This is a genomic window from Leptolyngbya sp. FACHB-60 (genome assembly GCF_014695775.1).
In the GTDB taxonomy this organism is placed as follows: domain Bacteria; phylum Cyanobacteriota; class Cyanobacteriia; order Phormidesmidales; family Phormidesmidaceae; genus Nodosilinea.
In genome coordinates this window covers 22,736-45,937 of the sequence record NZ_JACJOX010000009.1, presented here as the reverse complement: position 1 = coordinate 45,937, position 23,202 = coordinate 22,736, and the positions used below count along the sequence as shown (strand labels likewise).

Genomic DNA, 23,202 nt, shown 5'->3' with positions numbered 1-23,202 from the left:
AAAATTATGCTCCTAAACTCTCAAAAAGCACCCAAACGAGTCTGGTCAACCTATTTTGTACGGTTGTATATGCCTAGGAATTAGAAAGCCCAGCCGAAGCTGGGCGACATAGTTTTAACATGCCCTTCAATTTTAGCAGGAATCGAAAAATGTGGTTTTGTAGATACTCTCAACTCGTTAGCCTTGAAAAGCGCCTCTCGGCAGCTGAGGGAATAAATGCCGCGCAGACTCAAACGCTCGAAAAGAATCAGAAGTCTATCTTCCTGGTCATGGCTGACGTGTGCTTGTCGCTATGCCTTCACTTTGGCCTTCAAAGCATGCAGGAAGAAGATAGGCAGTTTGCCTATGACTTCCTTCGTTTAGCGATGGCGGCAAGTGGTCTGGCAACAGCCTGATAGTCATTAAAAAGCTCTAGAGAATACTTCTCCAGAGCTTATCGATTGAACTACTCAGGTGTCTGGGCAATTTTGAATCTAGCTTGCTCCTGAATCAGTAAAAGCCGTACCACTTTTTATAGAAACTTTTGAAATCCGCTATTTCATCAAGAAACCACACAAGATACCCAACGTCCTCCAACCGCTGAGCTGCCTGCTTAGCCTCATACTCGCCGCTTGCTGGTGTGAGGCCTGCGATTACAAGGAGCTTATCTGGGCGAGCTTTTAGGTATGTCGTCAGCTGTCCAGCAGCTTCAAATAATTTTGATCGAGTGAGAAGCTGTTTGCACTCGATAAGGTGAATATGCGTAACCAAGTCTGCTTTCCCGCCTCCAACCTGAACTTCTGTAGCGGCCTCATAGCCATGCGCCTTGAAGAATACAAACAGGAAATTCTGCAGGGAATGTTCGCTGGGGAAGTACATAAGCGGTTATTTTAATCTGGACACTCTAGACTCAAAACTTGGGTACAGACACGGTTAGATTGAGGAGATCGGCTCAGGCAATAGGATGGGAGCAGTCTGCGGAGTGACCGCGAGTCAATTTAAATAGTTCTTTAAGCAGCTAGCGTTGACCTAGTGATAAAAAACCCTTTGAAAGATCAATTCCAAAGGGTAGGAATTGGAACGCTTAATTCGTCAATCAATTTCGTTAGGATTGATCTTCATTACCTTCAGCGTCCAGCTGCTTCAAGTGAATGTGCTTATAGCCCAACTTAATCGTGAACTCATCTCCAGTCTTAAGGCCCATTTCCTGGGTATAGGCTGCGCCAATCACAATCTGACCATTCTTGTGAACCGTTAGGGTGTAGGACGGTTCTCGGCCTCGACCATCTGACTTACCACTTTCTGGTTCAAGCTGAATTCCCTTGGCCGCTAGGAGAGCATCATAAAACTCAGCCAGGTTTACACGGGTCTGCTCTTCTTTACCAGCCGTGTAGTAACCACATTCCTTAGCAAGTTCCCGCTTAGAGAGGCCATCATTTTCTTTGACCTTGGCCAGGAGGGGCTTGCCTGTTAAGGCTTCCTTACTTTTTACTGCCATAATTCAAACCATCCATAGGGTACACATCAAAATCCACGATGACTGCTAGAAAGAAACTCTAGAATCATTTGGTTCTCTACTTCTTCTACTCTATCCAACGACTTAAGAAAGAATTAGAAGGAATTTAATTTATCCTACACTGATTATAGTTACTCACAGATTTAGTGATGCGCATATTTAGGGATGATATTCACTAAAAAGCACCACTTGGGGAAAATTATGCTACCCAATCTCACTACACAACAAGTTGTTGTAGGGAAAGCACGGTCTACTTTGGAAGATGCAATCGCAATAGTTGAGACTGCCAACAACACAGAGGATGCCTGGCTCTATGAAATGGTGATTTGCTCTAATTAGAGAGAATTATCTGTTGGGGATAAATATCGAGAATATTTGATACCCTGCACCCTCGGGTAAGCGTAGGGTGGGGACTAGGAACAATAAGTTGGCCGCAGGTAAAGGCAGCGCGATAGAGCGACCCGTGTTACTTCATCAGAGCATTGTTTTAGTAGATGGCGGGAGGTGCGATCGCTGGCTACGACCGACTAAACACCCAAGTCCTGCAAGGCGAAGCGGATCTGCTCCAACCGCCGTCTATTCACGCCTAAATCAGATTCTCCTAATCGGGCTGCTCCTCTAACGTGTATGACTGGCTCATCCTCTGGTAAGTAGAACTCGGTATCGTCTACAAACCCCATAATGCGGCTGGTGGATTTAACTCGGATGTAGTTCTCTTGCTGGGTCGCAATCTCAGTACGTGGCACAACCCCCAAAACTCTAATCAGTAGCTTACGAGCTTCCTCCCGGCTACCTGTATAAGCAATCGGCGCAATCGCATGGTCTTTGTCAGCACCCTGGCTAACGACACAGTTAGACGTTGATGGGCAGGGGAACAGCTTGCCATCCTGAATTCCTAGTTCAGGAGTCTTTCCCGCAAATACCTCTGACAAGCCGGGAATCGCACCTATGGACTGAGGGGCAGGCGCTTCGATCGCAAAAGCTGAGAAAGTTGGCAAAGCCCACAACGCGATCGCCAAAAGGCACGCAAGAATTGAAGCCATAGGAGTTCATCGAGGTACAACCTTACCATAGGCTAATCAGGCGCGGAGGAGGCAAACCTACCGTTTGGTTGGGGGACACTGGTCTGCTAACAAGAGATGGCGGGCTAAAAGCCTCTCTACACAAATAGAACAACCCGTCGCAGTTTGGGAACCCCTTGCGTCAGTTCCTAGGGCGTAAATAGAGCTTCCTGCGTTGGTGGTTCAAGATCAGCCTACTCTACGTTGATTCTTGCCATACTTTTTGTTGTAATCCTCATGGGACAACACTTCCAACATGGAGAATTCCCGTCCCGAATATTTCACTATCAAACGATAGTCATTACTGAAGGGAATCCTCACGAGCTGGGAATTTACCCTCATCTGCTTTCCTTTAAAGAAGCGATAGTCTTGCCCATTGTCCAGAGATTGAATTACTTGCCGAGCTTTCTTAAGAATATGCTTCGGCAAGCCTCGTAAATCAACTATATCCATCTCAAAGCAAGCCTCCCATTCGTCTTTCTCTTGCAAACGATTTGCCGCTGCTTCAGCTTGGGCCTGGGCTTCCCTAGCCTCCTGTAAACATCGCTGACATTCCCTCCCCTGTCCTCGATGTCCACAGGGGAAGGTCGTCTTGCGTTTTCGCTGTACCATTTTCTAAGTGTTTATGTCTACTGATGTGATAATTCACACCGAAAGACAGGTTCTACTGATAATCTCTCTTCGGGTTTACCTGCATTTTTGGGACGGTTAACCGTCTCGTTATTACTCACACTGAGTCATCGGCCCAACCGCAATGCCCACAGTCCCAATGAATCTGGCCGTTGGTCGCTTTGGGCACCGGTCTCTCACAGTTAGGGCACCGGGACGTAAACAGCGGATGAGTATCCAACATCTCTAATCGCTGCTCCAGGTTCAGTCGCTGCACCGGGTCTAAAATTAGCTCCCCATCGTAGTAGCTAGCTCCCTCTGGTTGCCATTCCTCCCCATACCAAGCCAACGGGTCATCAGGAACAGCGCGCGCCCCAGTGTTCAGCCTAAAATCAGGGCAGCGATCGCCCTCTACTCCCTCAGGGTGATCTACACAAACTAGATAAGGGCTGTGGGCGCAGAAGTGGCAGAGATCGCAGCAGTCAAGTTTAGCCATCAATTAGCACAAGCATCAGCACCGAAGGATTTAGTGATCGTACCGTCAGGCTCTAGTGTCGCGCACCAAATGCCACCAGCCCGCCAGAGCTGGTAACGATAGCTGCCCTCATGAACAATGAAGATAGCGGCCATTAGTAGAACGGTACAAGCTGCGATCGCACTAAGCACCCGCAAGGGCCTCACCGTAGTCGGCGTAATTGGTTGAGCGTTTTTCATCTGGTTCTCTAAGCACCTTTGCTTAAAATGCCCAGAGGCGGGGAATCCATCAACTGCTGTTAAGTAATGGTGTTAGTTAACAGAAAGTCCTAGCAATCGCTGTGTGGTAGCCATCTTCACCCCATTGCTAGAAGTCACCTACACCTTCTGGGACAATTGCTATCAAGCTAACAGCCACGAGGACAGCAAATTACTCTGCTTGAATAGAGCGATACTTTGCGATAATCTGGCGCATTTCCTCCCGAAGTAAGCGATGAATTTTTGGATCCGATTGAATTAGTTCCGAGAAGTCTGGTGCTACTAGGAATGCTTGACCATCTTTGTCGAAGGTCAAGCGCATCTCCTTCACGTTCACAAAGGGGTCTAAGTCCATCAAGAGGTGGTGGAAGGTATTAAAAATTTGTCCAACGTCTTGAGATGAAGCCATAGGGTGTTGAATACTTTAGAGGGTGTTTTAAAAGTGAGGGCTTGAGTAAAAAAGCTCACTCCGTGTGGGTTGCAGATAGTCGTCAGCAACGCCGGAGTGAGGCTATGAGTAAAGACTACCCCAGCAACTTAACCCAAGACCAATACGAACTTCTGAGCGATTTACTGCCTGCCGCCAAGCCCGGTGGCCGTCCCCGCAGCGTGGATAGGTGGGAGATTCTCAACGCCATCCTGTATTTACTAGTGGAAGGCGTGCGATGGCGGGCGTTACCGGGAGACTTTCCGCCGTAGCCAACGGTGTACATCTTCGAGACTGGGTGCGCATCGAGCAAGACCGTCTTGCCCAGCCGTCAGGAGCGCTTCCCGGTCTTTCAAAGGTATTTGTGGGAGAGGCACCTGAACTAGGCATTCAGGATGGCAAGCTATCCCCTTGCCCCTCAACGCCGAACTGTGTGGTGAGCCAGGGAGCTGACCCAGAGCATGTCATTGAGCCGATCGCCTTGTATCTTTGAACCCATATTAGGTAAGTATAAATACTTAAAAAACGGAGCTGGAGAAAATTTGACGCGGATTTGAATTGAGTAATTTTACTAAGCGAGTCCCCCCCCCAGGGTCAGAAGTGAGAAATGATCGAGCATTGTCAGCAGGAGAATGAAGCCTTGTAGAGGACTGAAGTGACCCTTTGTGATTACTCCTAAGCTACCATTAAGTTCTTTGAAAATTAATTTGTGTGATATAATTAAAGGCTTTAACCATTTATTGAATAGCGTTACTTATCTAACAGTCATTAACCTTTGCTCCTTGTTAGATAGTGATTCTCGACTGGAAAACGGTAAGTGGCTTTTTCTAATCTACTAAAGTTGAAGGAATAATCTTCTCCCCATAAGCATTTAAGAAGATTGCTGCGCTCTACCCTGAAACATTCGATTCTATCCTAAGATCGACTTTATCCATTTGATCCCAAAAGGAAAGCAGCAAGCAGAATTCAGATGAGAGTCTGATGAGCTTGCTGCGATAGAATTTATGTCGATGATGAGAGCGTTTGAGCCGCTGTTTTCCCAGCGGGTGTGGCCCCAGGCCCTGACCCTGGTGATGGGAGGGTTGTTAGCTCCAGGGAAACGCACGGTGAGCCAACTCTTGCGGGTGATGGGGTTAGCCGACGAAGCTCAATTTCAGCGTTATCACCGGGTGCTGAATCGGGCGGTTTGGTCGTCTCAGCAGGCGAGTCGAATCTTGTTGAGTAGTTTGGTTACAACCATTGCCGCTGACGGGGTCATGGTGATGGGTCTCGATGACACCATCGAACGACGGTGGGGAAAGCGGATTGCAGCGCGGGGTATCTACCGCGACCCAGTGCGTTCGAGCCAAGAGCATTTCGTCAAGACCAGTGGATTGCGCTGGCTCAGTGTAATGCTGTTGGTGCCGATTCCCTGAGCACAGCGAGTCTGGGCCTTGCCCTTTTTGACCGTGCTGGCCCCGTCAGAGCGCTACAACCAAACGCAAGGGCGACGGCACAAAGCGTTAATTGACTGGGCTAGACAGATGCTGATTCAAGTCCGACGCTGGCTGGGCCATCAGCCCATTGTGGTGGTGTCCGGCAGCAACTTCGCCGCTCTAGACTTTTTGGCGTCGGTGAGCCATCTCCCCAATCCGGTTCACGTCCTCACTCGACTGCGCCTAGATGCCGCCCTTTATCAACCTGCTCCGCCTCGGGATGCCCACACCATTGGCCGTCCTCGTCAAGTCGGGCAACGCTTAGCCACCCTAAAAACACAGTTGGACGATTCCACCACCCGCTGGCAGTCCCTTACTCTGGAGGGCTGGTCTGGTCAGCAACCCTACACCTTAGAGTGGGTTTCCTAAACAGCGGTGTGGTATCACACGGGATTTCCCCCTGTCCCCATTCGTTGGGTCTTGGTACGTGACCCGCTGGACAAGTTGGAGCCGCAGGCCTTTCTCTGTACTAATCTCGAGGCATCATCCGCCCACATCTTGCTCTGGTTTCGCCAACGCTGGCAAGTCGAAGTCACCTTCCAGGAGGTGCGGGCTCACTTTGGGGTTGAAACTCAGCAGCAGTGGTCTGACGTAGCGATCCGACGCACAACTCCTACCCTATTGGCCCTGTTCTCGCTGGTCGTCCTCCTCTCCCAGCGCCTGCACCCCCAATTTACGTTCTCCCTGCCTCATACGGCCTGGTATATGAAGCAACACCTTACCTTCGCTGATGCCTTGGCCTTTGTCCGTCGCTATTTATGGGCCTCCCGTCTTTTTTCAGAAGACTTAAGAGGAGAAGCTAGACCCTCCTAACTTCACGTCCTGTGCAGAAACTACAGTAGCCGGTGAACTACAAAGGCCAGGGCGTTGATCGCATTTGGCAGCAGAAACGATTGATAGTCCGCCAACCGCATACCAGGGGAAAGCCATTTAGCCATCTGAACATTCGCTACCACATGGTCACCAAAATAGGCATTGATCACGGTTCTGTGTTCTAGGCTGATTTCCATCAGGGCTCGCCGCAGGGTAGCTGAATCTAGAACACTTAAAAGTGTCTTCCCAGGAATTAGCTCCCAATCGTTCAGATACAGTCGCGAGTAGTACTCCTTTGAAACGCGATCGAGCTGAGCATCATAATTAAAGCTGTAGCCCTTCAGCAAGCTTGGCCAGATCAAGGTAGGGGCACAACTGCCGCTCAATTGACTCTATATATAAGGAGTCATTTCCCAAAGCATTAGTAGGCTCTAACACACGAGCACCTCCTCAAGGTTGTCCCGCCAATCGCCAAGACACCCGCATTCTAAGTATGCAAGCCGATCTAACTTCTTTTCAGAAAAGACAACAACTGAGCTATGAAGTTCGTTCTGTATGGTTAGGTCGAGATTTTCGACCAGCCAAATAGAAACTTGTTCTCTAACTCTAAGATTTCTAGAGAACAGGTGAGGTCTGATTGTAGTGAAAATACCGCGCCGTGCAAGGTTTGCATAATCGCGATGAATATAGGCTTGGAATCTATAGGATGAAATCCGATATGGAATACCAGAACGCCGCGCTAAGTCTCTCAGGAAGGGGGGTTTGAGGTATTCGAAGAATAGCCTGCGCGTGGCTTCTCGTTTTTTGAGTTGGGAGACTGTCATGAAAAATCTGTTGAGTTTCCACAAATTTTCCATAAATATAGGGGCTATAGATGGCCATTCTATTCAGTTTTTCCAAAGTGCTTCATTCTGTTCAAGCTAGAATGGTGCGCTTTTCTTCAACAAGTTTTAGATGTATAATTGAGACAAGAATTCGACAAATTCAAATAATGTTTCACTGCCGACTTAAAGAGTATCTGCAAGCAGCCGGTCACAATCGGGAATGGCTTATCAACGAGACTGGTCTAGGCTATGCCACTGTTCACAAGCTGTACAAAGGCCCCGTCAAACAAATCAGCGCTAAGACGTTCCTGGCTTTGAAGAAAACTTTCAACTTGAACTCAGTCGAAGACATTTTCACAATCACAGAGGAAATTTAATCCCCATGTACATTGCAACAGTTACAGCCTGCAAAGGCGACAACGAATTAGGAACGACAATCTATCGCGATCGCCCAATCATCTCAGGCGAGATCGAACTAGTGAAATTACAACTGGAGGAATTATTGAATGGCCCAGCCTCGTTCCTGGTTCAGTACTCGCGCGAGGATGACCAGACAATCGCACCCACATTCAATGAGGGTATTTAGGCACACAAAAAAGCCGCTGCTCGACACAACGGCTTTTTTAGGAATTTGTTTAACACACGCTCGCTCTCAGTTCACCGGCTCATCCACTCATCGAATTAGAAAGGCGATCTAAATGACAACTGAATTAAAGTCCGAAAAAACGTCGGCTACACCGAAAACAACTGCTAGGACATCTCTGATGCGGTCTAATTATACCACAACCAAAGTCCAGAAGGGTCGCACTTTAGACGAGCAACTAGCCAACATCGAGGACAGGGGAGACTACCCTAACTCATTAGAAATTTTCAAAGGCTTTAGCAAAAATATTAAGGACGAAGCGCGTAAGCGCATGGGCTGGCTCAGCTGTAAGAACAACGTGGTCGCGCCCTTCATTATTAATGGCCTCAAAGATTTAGGGGTTGAGCCCGATGTCTTTCTAGTGGCAGCAGCGGACGTTCTCTTTGAAATCACCGCTGACAAGTATCGTAAATCCGACAACAAGCGCCCGTTCGATGCCTACATTTGCTCTATTCCCGCTGGCATTTTGACTTCAAAGCTCACAGGGCATCCCTACGAGAAGTGCATCTCTCACTCTCATCTGAAGGGGTTCCACCGCGCGATGGTTGAAGAAGTCTTCTCAAAGCTGAGCAAGATTGAAATTGATACTAAGCACCACGGGCGTCTCCCGCTAATCACGATTAGTGGTTACTCAGCAGAGGCCAACAAGTGCCGCCAGTACAACATCCTAGGTTTGCTAGAACTGCTGGCTATCCAGATTGAGAAAGGATGCAAGCTTCGTATGGATGGTCTTACGGATGAAGACCCCAAAGACTTCAGCAGTCCTTCAGCACCGCACGAGAGTATTCGTAAAAACAAAGGACGGCTCGACTCTAATCTCGTGAAAGCTATCGAGGTTTGGCAGAATTCTCCCTTCCGCCTGGTAAACCATCCCTGGATAGTTCCTTGGATGCATGAGAAGGCAATGCTCGGCACCCCCGAATGGAATCACTCTCAGAAAGGAAGAGAAATTTATTTGGCTAAGCTTCGCTCCTATGTCTGCGCTCTACGGGCGATGGATCCCAATGCAACTGAAGCGCAGTACGTGGGCCCCATCAAGGCTAGTAGCTCTGGCAGGCTCTGCCCTCAGGGTGGAAGCGTGGTGAATCTGGCCAGCACCCTCAGCATGCTCCTCATCCAGCCCACTCCCTGCGCTAGGCCCAGGGTTAAAATCACGATAGACCTCAAGTGTGCTCAGCTGATTGAATTAGCTGTCATCTTGGGAAACGAAAAAACTTTTGAGCCAGATGTAATTGAGCCAGATGTCATCCAGGGATGCAAAGAGGCTCTTGAGCGGCTGAAGCAGATTACCCAAGCAGGAGAAAGCGTTTGGCCTCATATTGCACCCGCTGGCTTCGACTTGGCCGGGGGCGGGAAGCAAGCGCTGAAGGAGATTGTTTACGGTGCGGCCTATGGCTTAAAGCGCCAGCACATGCTCCACACAGCGAATGAGTCTCTTGAGAAAGATGGTTTGGATTTCCGGTTCTACAGTATTGAAGAGATTGACCGCATCCTAGAGGGGCCTATCTTGAGGCCTTTGATGGTCGCTCGTGAAGCCTTCTTCGAGAAGTACAGCCTCGACAACGTTAAGAAGATACTGCGCGCTAAGAAAGGTGGAAGGGTCATTAAAAACGCTGTGGGATGCCCATTCCGCTTGGCAGACCAACTCAAGCGCTTTGAGGACGAAGAGGGCACAGACGTTCACAAAATCGCCGGTAGGCTGCTAGCTCACCTAGGCCAGGGCAAAGAGCAACAAGTTATGCACGATTTCGTGGCCAACTGTGTGGGTGAGTTTTCCGCTGAAAAGGATATCGACCTCTTGCTCTGGAAATACGATGGCTTGACGCTGGCCGTCCCGATGGAGGAGGAAAAATGGCTCAAGCAGCATTGCCAAGAATGGCTAACTCAACACCACCCGAACCATGTTTTCGACGCAGAGACTCACTGGTTCTTAACGAATCCACAATTCTGGCGAGTAGCTCAGAAGATAGGGCCACTCAGGCTAATCGAAGAGGGTCGTACCGAGATATTCAACTGCGACATGGCGTTGTTGCATCAATAGGGTGTTACGGACGGGGCGATGGCCTAAGGTTTAAGTATCACCCAAAACCCGACGCCATGCAGTACCGAGTCCGTAACTGGTCTGAGTATAACGCTGGTCTAAAGCAACGCGGAAGCCTCACCGTTTGGTTGAGCGAGGACGTCCTCAAGCAGTGGTTAGTCACAACGTCCACGGGACGGCGAGGGGCCTCTCGGACCTACAGTGATGAGGCGATTGCAACAGTGGCGACCCTGAAGAGCCTTTTTCACCTGGCCGGGCGTCAGGCCCAAGGCTTTGTTAAATCGTTGTTTGCGCTGATGAATATTCAGTTGCCGGTGCCCGACCACAGCACCGTATCTCGGCGGTTGGGCGCAATGTCCGTGGCCATGCCGGTTCAACCCGCTAGAGGGGCTCGCCATGTCGTGCTTGATTCCACTGGCATCAAAGTCTACGGGGAAGGGGAATGGAAAGCCCGGCAGCACGGGGTGAGCAAACGGCGCACCTGGCGCAAGCTTCATCTCGGTGTCGATGAAGCGACCGGTGAGATTTTGGTTGCTGAGGTCACCACCAACGACTATCACGACAGCGAAATCCTCCCGAGTTTGCTGGATGGCATTAACGGTGAAATCGCCCAAGTCTCAGGCGATGGGGCCTACGACACCTTCGCATGCCATGACGCGATTGCCCAGCGTGCCGCTGTAGCCACAATTCCTCCCCGCCATGATGCCCAACCTTGTTGTCTTGAGGCTCCTCACCTGACCCATCCGAGAGACCAAATCTTGCAGCGCATTGACCAGATTGGCCGCTCAGCCTGGAAGCAGGAGAGTGGTTATCATCGCCGGTCGCTGGCTGAAACCACGATGTTTCGTCTCAAGATCACCTTTGGGGGCGAGTGCGGTCTCGAACCTTTGATAACCAGGCCGTCGAGCTCTTCCTGCAATGTACGGCCCTGAACCGCATGATTCAACTAGCGAAGCCCGAGAGCTATCCGGTTGAAGCTTAGTCACTGGCCTGATGGGGGAACCGGCGTCGCTTGACCTATTCATGCAACAAAGCCCTGCGACATGCGCGGATGGATCAACCCTATGGGATCGCTTAAGGTTAACTGGTCACTTGGGATCCTTATCGAAAAGCAGTGGGACGGACAGGAATGGAGAGAGGCTTATAGGCCCATCCCTAAGGGCTTCCTCAATTACGTCTCTTGGGAATCCGCCGCATAGAAGAGTTCCAAAGGCTTAAGCGGTCGCCAAAGGCTCCCATCGAGGGGGTCTTTTTTGCGTTTGGGGCCTTGGGCTGGCTTTTTTTTGTATATTGTCCGGTGACCGGCACCGCAGGTGTCCCCTCTACCTCCGGGTTTTTTTCTTTTTTTTCTATTTTTTCTATTTTTTTCTAGGCTATAGGCACCAAGAATAAGTGCTCAGGAGTCAAGGGTAGCACCATAGTAGGAGTCATACATGCTTACAGTATGTGTTTGAAAGCATAAAAGAATAATCGCTGAAACCATTACCCTGTAAGGCTTTCAGCCGTCGAGAAAAAAGCGCGCCATTTGCGGTCGGCTTTTTCGCCAATCGCTGAAACCTCTGGTATATAAGGGTTTCAGCGATTGACTGTTTTTTTAATACCGCAAATCGCCGAAATCTATACACAGCAAGGGTTTCAGCGATCGCTCTTTTTTTCGCCCCTGGCCTTGCCGGACATCTAGTCAAAATTCTCGCGTTTTGCGGCGATTCTGCGCTTGAAGGGGAGAGGGGTGGGCACTCGGTGTATACACTGCATTGAATTCGTATACACTTTTATGCCCACTAGTGTATTTACCTTTGTCAAGGTGTGCATGCAGGGCCGCAACCTCTTGTATTATGTATATACTCATGATAAAGTATATACAGATTTATGTACACCGAGCAAGCTTATGGTTACACTTAAGCAAAAAATCGTTTCCTATGTTGAACCCGAGCTAAAAGAGAAAGCTGACCGGGCAGCTGAGCAGGCAGAATTGAGCACGAGCGCGTGGGTTTCCGATTTGGTGGCTCGTGAATTAAGTGAGGAACCTAAACCCCATCCATCCTCCTCCAATTCTTCAGTTCCCATGTCCCTAGAGATTCAGCAAGGGTTTGAAGTGATCGCTAAAGAAAATGGCACCACCGCCAGCACCCTTCTAGGAATTATCGCGGCTCAGATTGTGAATGGTAAGCGCTCTCTATGGCCTGAGGGAGCAGCACTCATTGAGGTTAAGCAACTGCCCCAGACCTCCACTGCGGTCGAGCCTAAAGCCCATCGGCCCCAAACACCCGCTGAAGTTAAGTTAGAAACCTCACCCCCTCATGCACTCATTGAGGACGACGATGAATACGATGAGGACGACGATGAATACGATGGCGTTTTGTTTACCCCACCAGCTGCGCTAATGTCCAAATCCATGAAGCCAAAGCCAAAACCCTGACTGCCTGACACATCTTTAGGCTGCCTCCCAGGGTGGTAGCTGACAGTGCAAAGACTGGATTCTAGAGAACCAGATGCGGTCATAGTACTGGGCTTCAGCTTTTTTAGAGGCAAAACAGGGCTCCGGGTCAATGGTGAAGAGGGCAATGAGCTGGAGCAGTGGACGCCCTTTGTTGACGGCTCCCTTGAGCCAGCGGAGGCCAATTTTGAGGTAACTGATGCCCCGTGTCCAATGAGGGTCAACCTGAGTACGGAGGCCATCGAGTTGGACGGCCATGCCCTGAGTGGTGCCATAGAGGATAGCGACGGCAGCGACGAGATAGAGCCGTTCGAGGGCGGTAGCCGAGCGAATGCCGGAGGCTTCTAGCTCAAAGGCCCCCGACTTGGAATCGAGAAAAAGCTCCTCGACGCGAAGGCGAAGGGCATATTGCCACAAGGTGTTGAGGGACGGCCGTTCATCGGTGATAACGGCCCAGGGTTCCTTGACGCTTTTGACATTGGCCAGCACGAGGTTGCAGGGCCAGCGGCCATCGCTCCAGAGCCCGACGGTCTCATAGAATCGGGCTTCGCCCTTGGCAGGCCAGAGATAGCCCACCGCTATGGGATGACGGGGGGGCCATGCACCACCACATCACTGGGCAAGCGTAAACAATAGTGCCATCGACTTTGGCTTAACCACGCCAGCAGGTCATGGTTAGCAAACCCCCGGTCTGCTAACACCATCACATCAGGGTAGGGCTGCAACAGCCGATGGGCTAACCGCAACAGGGGGAGATATCGCTCCGTACTGACGGTAGCACTAGGATGCTCCAAAACCCGCCACAGCAGCGGCACGGCTCGTCCGCAACAGGTCACCGACAGGTGAATCATGCAGTAGCGATTCCACAGCACCGTCGTATCGAGCGCCAGATAGAGCCGTCGCCCTTGCCACTGGTGAATCGCCGCTAGCACCAAGGGCACGTACAAACTTTTGACGCGAACCCGTCGATTGCTCATGAAGCGCTGCCACCGTCGTTCGGTGCTTTGCGCCTGGCAAGCGCGACTCGGCACATACGATTCCCATTCCGGCAGGCTCAACCGACCGCTGCACACTAGCGCGGTCACCATCCAAGCCAGCGCTTTGAGGTGCCGCAGGTCACGGCGATGGCTATATTGACGCAGCAAGGACAGCACTTGATCATAGAGACAGGTGGTGGCTGACATGGTACAGACCCTGAGATGACGCAAATTTCAGCGTCTCATGTCACCTCACCCTTTCCCCCTCGCTTCACGAGGTTTCAAGCCTTTCACCCACTTCTGTCAGGCAGTCAGGCCAAAACCTGTTGCTGACTATGATGATGAGCCTGAAGGTTCTGGGGAAGATCCGTACGCGGCATACGACGAGGCAATTCGTCGGAACCCACGCATGACGGAAGAAGAGAAAAGGAAGCTCTTACCCCAAGACTGATACAGAGATGAAAAACTGTTTCAGGCTCCTACCACGGGGCTTTTTTATCCCACCAGAGTGTCCCGCACCTCTCTGTACATCGAGGGTTTCAGGCATTGCCTTTCTAACGTAGGGAAGAAGGCAGGCCCCCTACTGCGAAAGCGAACCAATGATGGCAAGGAAGGCGCGCGGCTAATCGGTAAACCCAACGCCGCCCGCACTCTCCCTTGAACCAGCCGCGATAGAAAAGATTGAAACGATCGCCGCTAGGAGTGGGCTCACATGCGTCCAGCTCCTTGAATCGATCGCGCTCCTGCTTGCCGCTGGGGAACTAGACGTTGCCCTTGCGGTAACATCCCGCTTTAGTTTTGTGGATTATGACTTCCAAATTAATTTATTGTCCCTAATCGAGCGGCACGAAGGGTCGCCTGAGGAGCTGCGGGAAGAGGTCAAAAAATTGAAGCGGTGGTGTTATCAGAGCTGATAGAAAATCCAAACCAAATTCAAGGCTTTCATAGGGAGGCTATTTTTATGGGGAGAGGGAAGGCTCCCCACTGCGAAGGCGAACTGATGATGTCAGATAAGGCACGCGGTTTATAGGTAAACCCAACGGTGACAATTTAAGACGCTAGGCTAGCCGTCAAGCGCCTTTCGGAGATGGTGACATGACTCGTAGCTCCAGCCATCGAGATCACGTTCGTCCACGCAACCAACCCTATGTGGAGAGCGAAGAAGTCAAAGCCCGGCTGAATGATCTGCTAACGCCAACGGTATATGCGCAAAGCGGTTTATATCGGCAACTGGGACTCCGGGCACGAATCTTAACCTTGCCGTTGATGATGGCCGCTATTCTGACGCTGCTCTGGCGTCAGGTGCCGTCGGTGCGTGAGTTGTGTCGGGTGTTAAACCGCGAAGACCTGCTGTGGTGCAAGGCGCGCCCGTGAGTCAACAAGCCCTCTCGAACCGACTGCTAGACTTTCCCAGCGAGTTGTTTGAGCAGGTCTTCAAGGACTTAGTGCCGCTGATTCATCAGCGCTGGGCCGAGCGAGTTCAGCGCCCCCTACCCGAGAGTGTGACGGTGGCGCTGCGGTCCTTTGAGCGAGTCTGGATTGCCGATGGCTCGACGCTAGAAGCGCTGTTTCGCAAGCTCAAGAGTTTAGAAGACGCCAAGGTCGCCGAGCTAGGCGGCAAGATGATGGTCATTCTAGATTTAGTGCGACAGACGCCAGTCGCCGTGTGGATAGAGGCCAATCCCTACACCCATGACACGGCGTTTATGCCCCGATTGCATCAGGCCATTGGCCCCAAAACGTTGATGATTCTAGACCGTGGGTTTTGGGACTTTCGGTTTTTTGAGTCCCTCATCCGCCAAGGGGCAGGCTTCATTACACGGGTGCGAGCGAATGGCCCGATTGAGGTGCTCAAGCCACTCAGCGAGAGTCCCTGGCATCGCGATTCCCAGGTCCGTTTGGGCAAGGGCTATCAGGGTAATCCCATCCTGACGCTGCGCTTAGTGGAAGTCCGACGAGGCCAGCAGTGGCACACCTACCTCACCTCGGTGCTTGACCCCACCGTCTTGCCTCCGGGAGTCGTCGCTGACCTCTATCAACGCCGATGGCGCATCGAAGAGTCCTTCAACCTGGTCAAACGCCTGCTTGGCCTCAGCTACCTCTGGACGGGCTCACCCAATGGCATTCGCTTACAGGTCTGGGCGACCTGGATTATCTACCTCGTCTTGGTCGATTTAGCCGATGACCTGGCCAATGCCTTAAGTCTTCCGGTTGAGCGCCTGTCTCTAGAAATGATCTTTCGCGGCCTCTATCACTTCTCCGTCGCCCACTCGAAGGGGCCAGCCCATGACCTCATTGCCTACTTCACTGACCCAGCCAATGCTGACCTCGGTACGGTCAAAGCTTGGCGCAAAAAGCCTCCTAGACTTACGTTCGACCCCGCACCCACTACCTTGACTTCTCAAACCTATGCTTAAGTTGTCACCATTGAGGTAAACCTAGCGCCGCTGCCTGCCTTCTACCTAGGGTTAAAATGCAAAAAAGGAGGTGTTACATAGGTCGAAAACGCAAACAATGGTCTTTCAATCAGCTACCTTTTTGTGAAATCCATTCAGATAACTCACGGCCTGATTGTTCGTAATCCCGCAGCGCCTCTAATGTTCCATTGAAGTTTTCAGCAAAGTCAGCTTTACCCTGGCTGGCCAGGCCTATATTTTGATTTAAGCGATCCATGAGCTGCTTAGTGGCGATTTGAAAGGCTGTCTGGCGTTTTGCGAGTTCTGGTTTATAAGGATCGATAGCCATATTTTTTCCCTTTCTTTATGTTTAAGCGGCCTTCGCTGACTCAATGAAGTGCCAGTATAGGATTCCCTCCTTCTCCTCGGACAACACTAGGCCAAACCATTCCAGCCGCTCCAGGTTCTCAGTGCTCACGTCCAACTTGGTCCTGGTGTGCCTGCTGGTGAGTTGAACTGCTATTTGCTTAACTGTCCACTCACCGCTGGTACATTCTCCTTAAAGCTATCCACGATCGAGTGGAGGCTCCCACAGTTAAAGAGGACTATGAGTTCTACATCCCCGAGCGGGTTGTTAGTCAAATAGATGGTTATGGGGTTAGCGTCGTTGAAGTAACCTACCACGCAACCGGCTCTGCCATAGCCCAAGTAAACCTCACCACTACTGAGAAAGATGGCCTCAAAGTCGTAGATGGTCAGACGTATTTAGTCTGCCGCCCGCTCGGCTGGTGAATGGTTTTCTAGATGTGACAGACGCTGGTGTTGATGAGAAAACTAGAGAGATGCTCTCTAGACGGTTTGGCTATGCACTGATAATGGATGCCCAGCGTTACGGGCAGAACCAGATGTTTGCTCAAGCCTGCGATGGAGTTCTCTTCTACGAAGCGAATGAAGAGACCACAAAAGTCCTTAAAAGCTTCGTTGATTCAGTAGAGTTTTCTGAATTAAGTTGCGAATTCCCCTAAGTATTTCTACTGGATAAATAATCACGCAATAACCACGGGGTATTTATCTTGTGATTATCGTTTTTTAGGGATAGCTTGAGCACTTCAAGGCCCCTCTAGCGGATTACCATAAAATACTAATGGTATAATTATTTAATAATCGCACTATACCTATAGTGTGATTATTGAACCCACTAAAAGACCTTTATGGCACTTAAAAAATATGGCTCACTCTGACACACTTTTTCTTGCTGCTGACCCTGGTGCTGGGAACTTAAAAATCTTCAGCCAGCACTGCCCGCCTGTGATGATTCGCTCTCTTGTGAAATTTGGCACGGAGAAAGACTTCATCGCTGATTATGAATCAGTCGCCCCAGACGTTTTGCACTATGTCGCTGGCTCTAATGCTGAGTTAGCTGGCAGGCTCTGGATTGCCGGTGGTAGTGTTATCGACCGTAAGCTTCGGCCTGACACCCCCTACGAGGAATCCAATCTCAAGACCACCAACGCTCTTCCACTGCTCTTAGCTGCCCTCATTCGTGAAGCTCAGATTCCCGCTGGGGAAACCAACGTGGTAATGATTTGCTCTAGCCATAACCCCAAGGCGCTCGGTGCTAAACTTGTCGCTCAGTTTACTGGCTGGCACCAGGTTGTCTGTAACGGCAAAACCTACAAGATTCAAATCAAGATGCCCGTGAGCGGTGTAATCTCTGAGGGCTCAGCGATCGCTCAAGGAACTGAGTTCTGTACCTTAGACATTGGTTATTTGACTTGTCTACTGACTCCTCGTTCTAGGGATGGAATTCCACTAAACGACCAGACTCATCGCAGCGGTTACGGTGTTGGTAACCTAATCGACCGAATCACTAACCATTCCGAGCTACAGGCCATGCTAGGTGGGATGTCTGGAAACCCTATCTACGTTGGCAATGGTCTGGTTGAAGCTACCGAAGGTGGCATGGAAAAAGTCTTCTACCGAGGCGATGGTAAGTGCTTGAACATCACGAGCGTTTATACAGCCTGCTTGAAGGAGTGGATCGTTGATGCTGTAGGCCCCGCGCTTAAGGCTCTGGCTGAGCGCAATGGAAGTGACTATCGGGTCATCGCTATTGGTGGCGGCGTCAAGCTTCCTAAGATAGAAGGCTTCCTAGGTAAACGTGGTATTAGGTTGTACGAAGGCGACCCTCTCCTGGCAAATGCTGAGTCGATGTACACCCATAAGCTTCTACCCTTGCTAAGTGGTGAGTTGAATGAGTCTCTAGCAAAGTTTGACTTTGACCCTTTTGATACTGTGGCTAAATGCTCGGCCACCTCTAAAAAACCTAAAGCTAAGGCTCCGACCAAGGCTGAATCCAAAGAACCGGCAGTCGCCTAAAGGATATGACAATGCCTCGAAAACCAGGACAATCGATTAAAGGTCGCAGCATTTGGGTTAAGGGGACAACCCTCGCCCATCTATTGGCCAAGGAATACGGAGCGACCAATAAGCAGACTCTGCTCCAGCGCTCCCAAGACCTTACCGATTCTGAGCTGGCTGATCTGGTAGATAGTGTACTTATCCAGCACTGCTTTCAAACAGGAGCACCGGCTGCAGCACCAGTGCAAGTCCCGCAACCTACCAAAGCTGAAGAAGCCCAACCCACAACGCTCAACCTCGAATTCGACCCTAATGAACTCGACGACCTGTAAAGGGAAATGCTAACGATTCCATCACAAACGAATTTAGCTATGAGTGTATTTTCAATCGTCCTGTCCCATAGCTACATATGAGACCAGTGCGTTTGTTTCAAACTTACGCCATTGTTCCGGAGATAATGAAAACTTTTCCTAAGCAGTTAACCCGGAAGCTTTTTTGCCGGGTTAACTGCTTAGGATGGTCGCCATACAACTGAAGGAAGCCAAATGTCACGCATCCAGTTAGAGCGACTACTCAAAATAGATGAACTCATCCGAAAGCCAGAGCAGCAAACAGCTCAAAGCTTAGCTGACGTTCTAGAGGTGAGTGAGCGGACTGTCCGGGATGACCTGTCCTTTATGCGCGATCGCGCTCACGACTGACAAGTTTCCATTCAATTAATATCCCCAGCGGGTGGGGAGCTGCCCCAAGGCCAAGGCTACTTGGTTTCGGTATACCCAGAGTTTCCATTTAATTAATATCCCCAGCGGGTGGGGATCTCTGCAAACCGAGATTGTCTCCGCTGACGAACTATGTTTCCATTCAATTAATATCACCAGCGGGTGGGGAGCAAAAATCCATTGTGTGGAAGATGAACTGGATACAATAAGTTTCCATTCAATTAATATCCCCAGCGGGTGGGGAGATTCCGCGAAATATCTGGCAACGTTTCCCCAATCCAGGACAGGTTTCCATTCAATTAATATCCCCAGCGGGTGGGGAGTCGAGGACGCTTTAGAGCTCGTCGCGTAGACAGCGAGAATGGTTTCCATTCAATTAATATCCCCAGCGGGTGGGGAGTTCTGCGTCCGTAGTGTTCCGCGATCGATACGATGACTGGGCAGGTTTCCATTCAATTAATATCCCCAGCGGGTGGGGAGCTAAACGCCGCAGACAGAACGATCGCACCTGGGGCAGTTTCCATTCAATTAATATCCCCAGCGGGTGGGGAGCTGAGCATCATCGCCGAACATTGCCCCCTAGGTAAGCAGCAGCTCAAGTTTCTATTCAATTAATATCCCCAGCGGGTGGGGAGTTCGTAACTGTATACAGGCCAAGGCTTCCGTGGGAAGTTTCCATTCAATTAATATCCCCAGCGGGTGGGGAGGTAATTATTGAATTCCTAGCAATCTCTGCAACCCTAAAGGTTTCCATTCAATTAATATCCCCAGCGGGTGGGGAGTAAAATACCTTTGACGTTACGCCAAAAAATCAAAGCGCTGAAGTTTCCATTCAATTAATATCCCCAGCGGGTGGGGAGTCACACCAGAGAGGCGACCATGCCCCAAGACCCAGAAGAATTGTTTCCATTCAATTAATATCCCCAGCGGGTGGGGAGACTCTCGGCAGGTATCTCTTACGGCATTCTTTCGAGAGAGGTTTCCATTCAATTAATATCCCTAGCGGGTGGGGAGTGACCGGGTTCTAGTTGTGGCTGATGGTGGCCGAGCATTTTATGTTTCCATTCAATTAATATCCCCAGCGGGTGGGGAGCTAGATTTATATTCAAATAAGGGTCGTTTTTATACCAAGTTTCCATTCAATTAATATCCCCAGCGGGTGGGGAGAAGGGTTTCTTTTGAATGCTGGTGATGGCAACATGGCAGGGGGTTTCCATTCAATTAATATCACCAGCGGGTGGGGAACGTCCAACCTTGTGTTGCTTCAAGGTGTTCGAGGAACGGGTAAGTTTCCATTCAATTAATATCCCCAGCGGGTGGGGAGCTTCCGTAGGATGAGCGATCGCCTAAAGCGGTTTGAAAAGTTTCCATTCAATTAATATCCCCAGCGGGTGGGGAGTGGTGCACCTGGCCCATGACTGGGGTGTCGCCCCGCTGAGGTTTCCATTCAATTAATATCCCCAGCGGGTGGGGAGACAGGCGCGACCCAAAATTATACGGAGGCTTGTTGAGGAAATGATTTTGTTTCCATTCAATTAATATCCCCAGCGGGTGGGGAGTGCGAAACTGTCATTATTTGGTATCCGACTGAAGCCAAAGTTTCCATTCAATTAATATCCCCAGCGGGTGGGGAGTCAAGCTGACCCCAATCGGCAAATCGCTTTTATAAAGTTTCCATTCAATTAATATCCCCAGCGGGTGGGGAGTCAACTATTCCTCGAACTACATTGGGGGCGACCTGGCTCAGTTTCCATTCAATTAATATCCCCAGCGGGTGGGGAGAATACCAAAATAATCAATAGAGGCGGTATGCAACCTGCTGATGTTTCCATTCAATTAATATCCCCAGCGGGTGGGGAGGAGTTGCCACGGCGGCACCTCAAAGAAGTTTGTCGATCCGTTCGCACAGGTTTCCATTCAATTAATATCCCCAGCGGGTGGGGAGGAATACCTGAAGCCCCCATTCATTGATCTGCTTCTCTGCAGTTTCCATTCAATTAATATCCCCAGCGGGTGAGGAGACACATGGGCGGGCCGTGCGATCGAACTATCCCGAGTTTCCATTCAATTAATATCCCCAGCGGGTGGGGAGTTGAGTCGGGCAAGGCCACTGAGGTTAGCGCTGGTTAGTTTCCATTCAATTAATATCCCCAGCGGGTGGGGAGGCGGCGGCATAAGCTGCGATATATTGAAAACGTTTGTTTGAGTTCAGGTTTCCATTCAATTAATATCCCCAGCGGGTGGGGAGATAAACTTTCCGATCTGATTGACTCTGGAAAGAAAGCGCAGGATGTTTCCATTCAATTAATATCCCCAGCGGGTGGGGAGTTAATATGGCGCTGAAGGATAAGAAGGTTAGGCAGTATTGGGCAGGTTTCCATTCAATTAATATCCCCAGCGGGTGGGGAGGAAATCACTTTTCAAGATAATTTTTGGGAAACAATTGGGTTTCCATTCAATTAATATCCCCAGCGGGTGGGGAGTTATGGACAGGGTGGCCAGGATAGGGGCAATCGCTTAGTTCAGTTTCCATTCAATTAATATCCCCAGCGGGTGGGGAGATCAACAGGTGTACCAGTACCTACAGCTACTAAATAAACGTCAAGTTTCCATTCAATTAATATCCCCAGCGGGTGGGGAGAGTAATATTGCCGGTTAGCGCGATCGTTCGGTGCGTCCCCGTGTTTCCATTCAATTAATATCCCCAGCGGGTGGGGAGATGGCCAAGTACATGTCGAAGGGCAAGCAGATGATAGATGAGTTTCCATTCAATTAATATCCCCAGCGGGTGGGGAGCCGATTCCTGTCCGAGGTGCTAGGTAAGCCTCAAGTTTCCATTCAATTAATATCCCCAGCGGGTGGGGAGCAGACAATGGCGAGAATTAACTTCGATCGACTGGAGAAAGAAACAGTTTCCATTCAATTAATATCCCCAGCGGGTGGGGAGTTAGAGAACTAACCGCAACACACCACCGTAAATAAGGAGTTTCCATTCAATTAATATCCCCAGCGGGTGGGGAGTCCCATGTGACTGTAAACCCTGCCGATGTGAATCCTATGTTTCCATTCAATTAATATCCCCAGCGGGTGGGGAGTTACTCCAGAGAGACCTGATCTACCAGGATCTAATCATGGGGGGTTTCCATTCAATTAATATCCCCAGCGGGTGGGGAGTCGTCGTGGGCTGCTGCTGTGCGATCGGTGGGGCATAGGTTTCCATTCAATTAATATCCCCAGCGGGTGGGGAGTTGCCTGATGACTTTGTTGTGATTGTGAGGGGCAATGGGTTTCCATTCAATTAATATCCCCAGCGGGTGGGGAGTCTACGTCGGCAACGGCGAGATCGTAGACCGTTCAACCATGTCAGGTTTCCATTCAATTAATATCCCCAGCGGGTGGGGAGCAGGCAGCTATCTGCCCTGACCCATGTTGACCCTGCCCCGATGCAGTTTCCATTCAATTAATATCCCCAGCGGGTGGGGAGTTACCCAAGAGTACGCCCGCCAAGTGACTCAGGTAGGGGGCAAGTTTCCATTCAATTAATATCCCCAGCGGGTGGGGAGTCCACGCAGAAGCCAGGATAAGCGTGTGGACCTAGGTTTCCATTCAATTAATATCCCCAGCGGGTGGGGAGTTAAACAATCAATCAGTAGGCGGTTTTTATTTAGAAGATAACTGTTTCCATTCAATTAATATCCCCAGCGGGTGGGGAGTCATCGTGGAGATTTCATAAAGGATGTGTGAGCCTATGACCGGGGAAGAAGTTTCCATTCAATTAATATCCCCAGCGGGTGGGGAGTATTCCATGCTAGGAATAACTGAAATATTAATAGGATTTGTCTGGTTTCCATTCAATTAATATCCCCAGCGGGTGGGGAGAAAGCCAGGCCCCCTCGACAAGGATCTGCACAATGCCGTCATAGGTTTCCATTCAATTAATATCCCCAGCGGGTGGGGAGTGGTCGGCTTCCAGAACCTGAACGACCTGCGCAAAATGGTTTCCATTCAATTAATATCCCCAGCGGGTGGGGAGAGGCGACTACAACTTAGTAGACGGCTTTCAAGGCAGCATCGTTTCCATTCAATTAATATCCCCAGCGGGTGGGGAGATGAATGCCGGGCGCGACTCCGGCGGTGCGCTACCGTCATCTAGTTTCCATTCAATTAATATCCCCAGCGGGTGGGGAGACTA

The 23,202-nt window shown here is 50.2% G+C and carries 20 protein-coding genes, 3 pseudogenes and 1 CRISPR repeat array (1 of these 24 running past the window's edge); of the genes and pseudogenes, 14 read left to right on the top strand and 9 right to left on the bottom strand.

Annotated features, from left to right (window positions below):
• Positions 1-489 precede the first annotated feature (489 nt).
• The 5 genes from H6F57_RS02310 to H6F57_RS02290 all read right to left on the bottom strand — a co-directional run bounded on the left by H6F57_RS02310 (position 490) and on the right by H6F57_RS02290 (position 4,306).
• Entirely contained in the window at positions 490-858 is a 369-nt protein-coding gene (locus H6F57_RS02310) for a hypothetical protein (protein WP_190624421.1), read from the bottom strand.
• Positions 859-1,084: 226 nt separating this feature from the next.
• Positions 1,085-1,477, bottom strand: coding sequence for an AbrB family transcriptional regulator (locus H6F57_RS02305; RefSeq protein WP_190624420.1), 393 nt, complete (start codon positions 1,475-1,477; stop codon positions 1,085-1,087).
• 545 nt (positions 1,478-2,022) lie between these two features.
• Positions 2,023-2,538: a DUF1499 domain-containing protein gene (locus tag H6F57_RS02300; protein WP_190624419.1), complete on the bottom strand. Its 516-nt coding sequence runs from the start codon at positions 2,536-2,538 to the stop codon at positions 2,023-2,025.
• 745 nt (positions 2,539-3,283) lie between these two features.
• Positions 3,284-3,661, bottom strand: coding sequence for a hypothetical protein (locus H6F57_RS02295; RefSeq protein ID WP_190624418.1), 378 nt, complete (start codon positions 3,659-3,661; stop codon positions 3,284-3,286).
• A gap of 408 nt (positions 3,662-4,069) precedes the next feature.
• Positions 4,070-4,306, bottom strand: coding sequence for a hypothetical protein (locus H6F57_RS02290; protein ID WP_190624417.1), 237 nt, complete (start codon positions 4,304-4,306; stop codon positions 4,070-4,072).
• Between the two features lie 104 nt (positions 4,307-4,410).
• Between H6F57_RS02290 and H6F57_RS02285 the strand changes: the two are divergent.
• The 4 genes and pseudogenes from H6F57_RS02285 to H6F57_RS02270 form a co-directional block, all read left to right on the top strand.
• Positions 4,411-4,667: pseudogene (locus tag H6F57_RS02285) on the top strand (transposase); the annotation flags it as partial.
• A gap of 21 nt (positions 4,668-4,688) precedes the next feature.
• Entirely contained in the window at positions 4,689-4,817 is a 129-nt protein-coding gene (locus H6F57_RS28240; protein ID WP_347279958.1) for a DUF1499 domain-containing protein, read from the top strand.
• 511 nt (positions 4,818-5,328) lie between these two features.
• Positions 5,329-6,168 (top strand): annotated as a pseudogene (locus tag H6F57_RS27415) (transposase).
• A 51-nt stretch (positions 6,169-6,219) separates the two neighbouring features.
• On the top strand, positions 6,220-6,612 hold the full coding sequence (locus tag H6F57_RS02270; protein ID WP_199289418.1) for a hypothetical protein: 393 nt from the start codon (positions 6,220-6,222) through the stop codon (positions 6,610-6,612).
• Positions 6,613-6,632: 20 nt separating this feature from the next.
• Here the strand turns inward: H6F57_RS02270 and H6F57_RS02265 are convergent, their stop codons facing one another.
• Positions 6,633-6,974: a hypothetical protein gene (locus H6F57_RS02265; RefSeq protein ID WP_190624414.1), complete on the bottom strand. Its 342-nt coding sequence runs from the start codon at positions 6,972-6,974 to the stop codon at positions 6,633-6,635.
• 844 nt (positions 6,975-7,818) lie between these two features.
• Here H6F57_RS02265 and H6F57_RS02255 point away from each other — a divergent pair.
• The 4 genes and pseudogenes from H6F57_RS02255 (at position 7,819) to H6F57_RS02240 (ending at position 12,539) form a co-directional block, all read left to right on the top strand.
• Entirely contained in the window at positions 7,819-8,022 is a 204-nt protein-coding gene (locus tag H6F57_RS02255) for a hypothetical protein (protein ID WP_190624412.1), read from the top strand.
• A gap of 112 nt (positions 8,023-8,134) precedes the next feature.
• Positions 8,135-10,120: a hypothetical protein gene (locus H6F57_RS02250; RefSeq protein WP_190624411.1), complete on the top strand. Its 1,986-nt coding sequence runs from the start codon at positions 8,135-8,137 to the stop codon at positions 10,118-10,120.
• Between the two features lie 56 nt (positions 10,121-10,176).
• A pseudogene (locus H6F57_RS02245) lies at positions 10,177-11,102 on the top strand (IS5 family transposase).
• A gap of 792 nt (positions 11,103-11,894) precedes the next feature.
• On the top strand, positions 11,895-12,539 hold the full coding sequence (locus H6F57_RS02240) for a hypothetical protein (protein WP_190624410.1): 645 nt from the start codon (positions 11,895-11,897) through the stop codon (positions 12,537-12,539).
• 15 nt (positions 12,540-12,554) lie between these two features.
• Here the strand turns inward: H6F57_RS02240 and H6F57_RS27410 are convergent, their stop codons facing one another.
• Complete coding sequence (locus tag H6F57_RS27410) at positions 12,555-13,133, bottom strand: hypothetical protein (protein ID WP_242024708.1); 579 nt, start codon at positions 13,131-13,133, stop codon at positions 12,555-12,557.
• 2 nt (positions 13,134-13,135) lie between these two features.
• A complete protein-coding gene (locus tag H6F57_RS27405) occupies positions 13,136-13,741 on the bottom strand; it encodes a transposase (protein ID WP_199289417.1) in 606 nt (201 codons plus the stop codon).
• A gap of 888 nt (positions 13,742-14,629) precedes the next feature.
• Here H6F57_RS27405 and H6F57_RS02230 point away from each other — a divergent pair.
• Entirely contained in the window at positions 14,630-14,908 is a 279-nt protein-coding gene (locus tag H6F57_RS02230) for a hypothetical protein (RefSeq protein WP_190624409.1), read from the top strand.
• On the top strand, positions 14,905-15,951 hold the full coding sequence (locus H6F57_RS02225; protein WP_190624408.1) for an IS4 family transposase: 1,047 nt from the start codon (positions 14,905-14,907) through the stop codon (positions 15,949-15,951). The genes H6F57_RS02230 and H6F57_RS02225 overlap by 4 nt, the downstream gene beginning before the upstream one ends.
• A 109-nt stretch (positions 15,952-16,060) precedes the next feature.
• Here the strand turns inward: H6F57_RS02225 and H6F57_RS02220 are convergent, their stop codons facing one another.
• Positions 16,061-16,279: a hypothetical protein gene (locus tag H6F57_RS02220; protein WP_190624407.1), complete on the bottom strand. Its 219-nt coding sequence runs from the start codon at positions 16,277-16,279 to the stop codon at positions 16,061-16,063.
• A gap of 439 nt (positions 16,280-16,718) precedes the next feature.
• Between H6F57_RS02220 and H6F57_RS02215 the strand changes: the two genes are divergently transcribed.
• From H6F57_RS02215 to H6F57_RS02200, 4 genes are all read left to right on the top strand, one after another.
• Positions 16,719-16,955, top strand: coding sequence for a hypothetical protein (locus H6F57_RS02215; protein ID WP_190624406.1), 237 nt, complete (start codon positions 16,719-16,721; stop codon positions 16,953-16,955).
• 202 nt (positions 16,956-17,157) lie between these two features.
• On the top strand, positions 17,158-18,309 hold the full coding sequence (locus H6F57_RS02210; protein ID WP_190624405.1) for a hypothetical protein: 1,152 nt from the start codon (positions 17,158-17,160) through the stop codon (positions 18,307-18,309).
• An 11-nt stretch (positions 18,310-18,320) separates the two neighbouring features.
• Positions 18,321-18,623: a hypothetical protein gene (locus H6F57_RS02205; protein ID WP_190624404.1), complete on the top strand. Its 303-nt coding sequence runs from the start codon at positions 18,321-18,323 to the stop codon at positions 18,621-18,623.
• 213 nt (positions 18,624-18,836) lie between these two features.
• Positions 18,837-18,992, top strand: coding sequence for an HTH domain-containing protein (locus tag H6F57_RS02200; protein WP_190624403.1), 156 nt, complete (start codon positions 18,837-18,839; stop codon positions 18,990-18,992).
• Positions 18,993-18,995: 3 nt separating this feature from the next.
• Positions 18,996-23,202: direct repeats of the CRISPR family, unit length 36 nt; unit sequence GTTTCCATTCAATTAATATCCCCAGCGGGTGGGGAG; it runs 606 nt beyond the window's last position.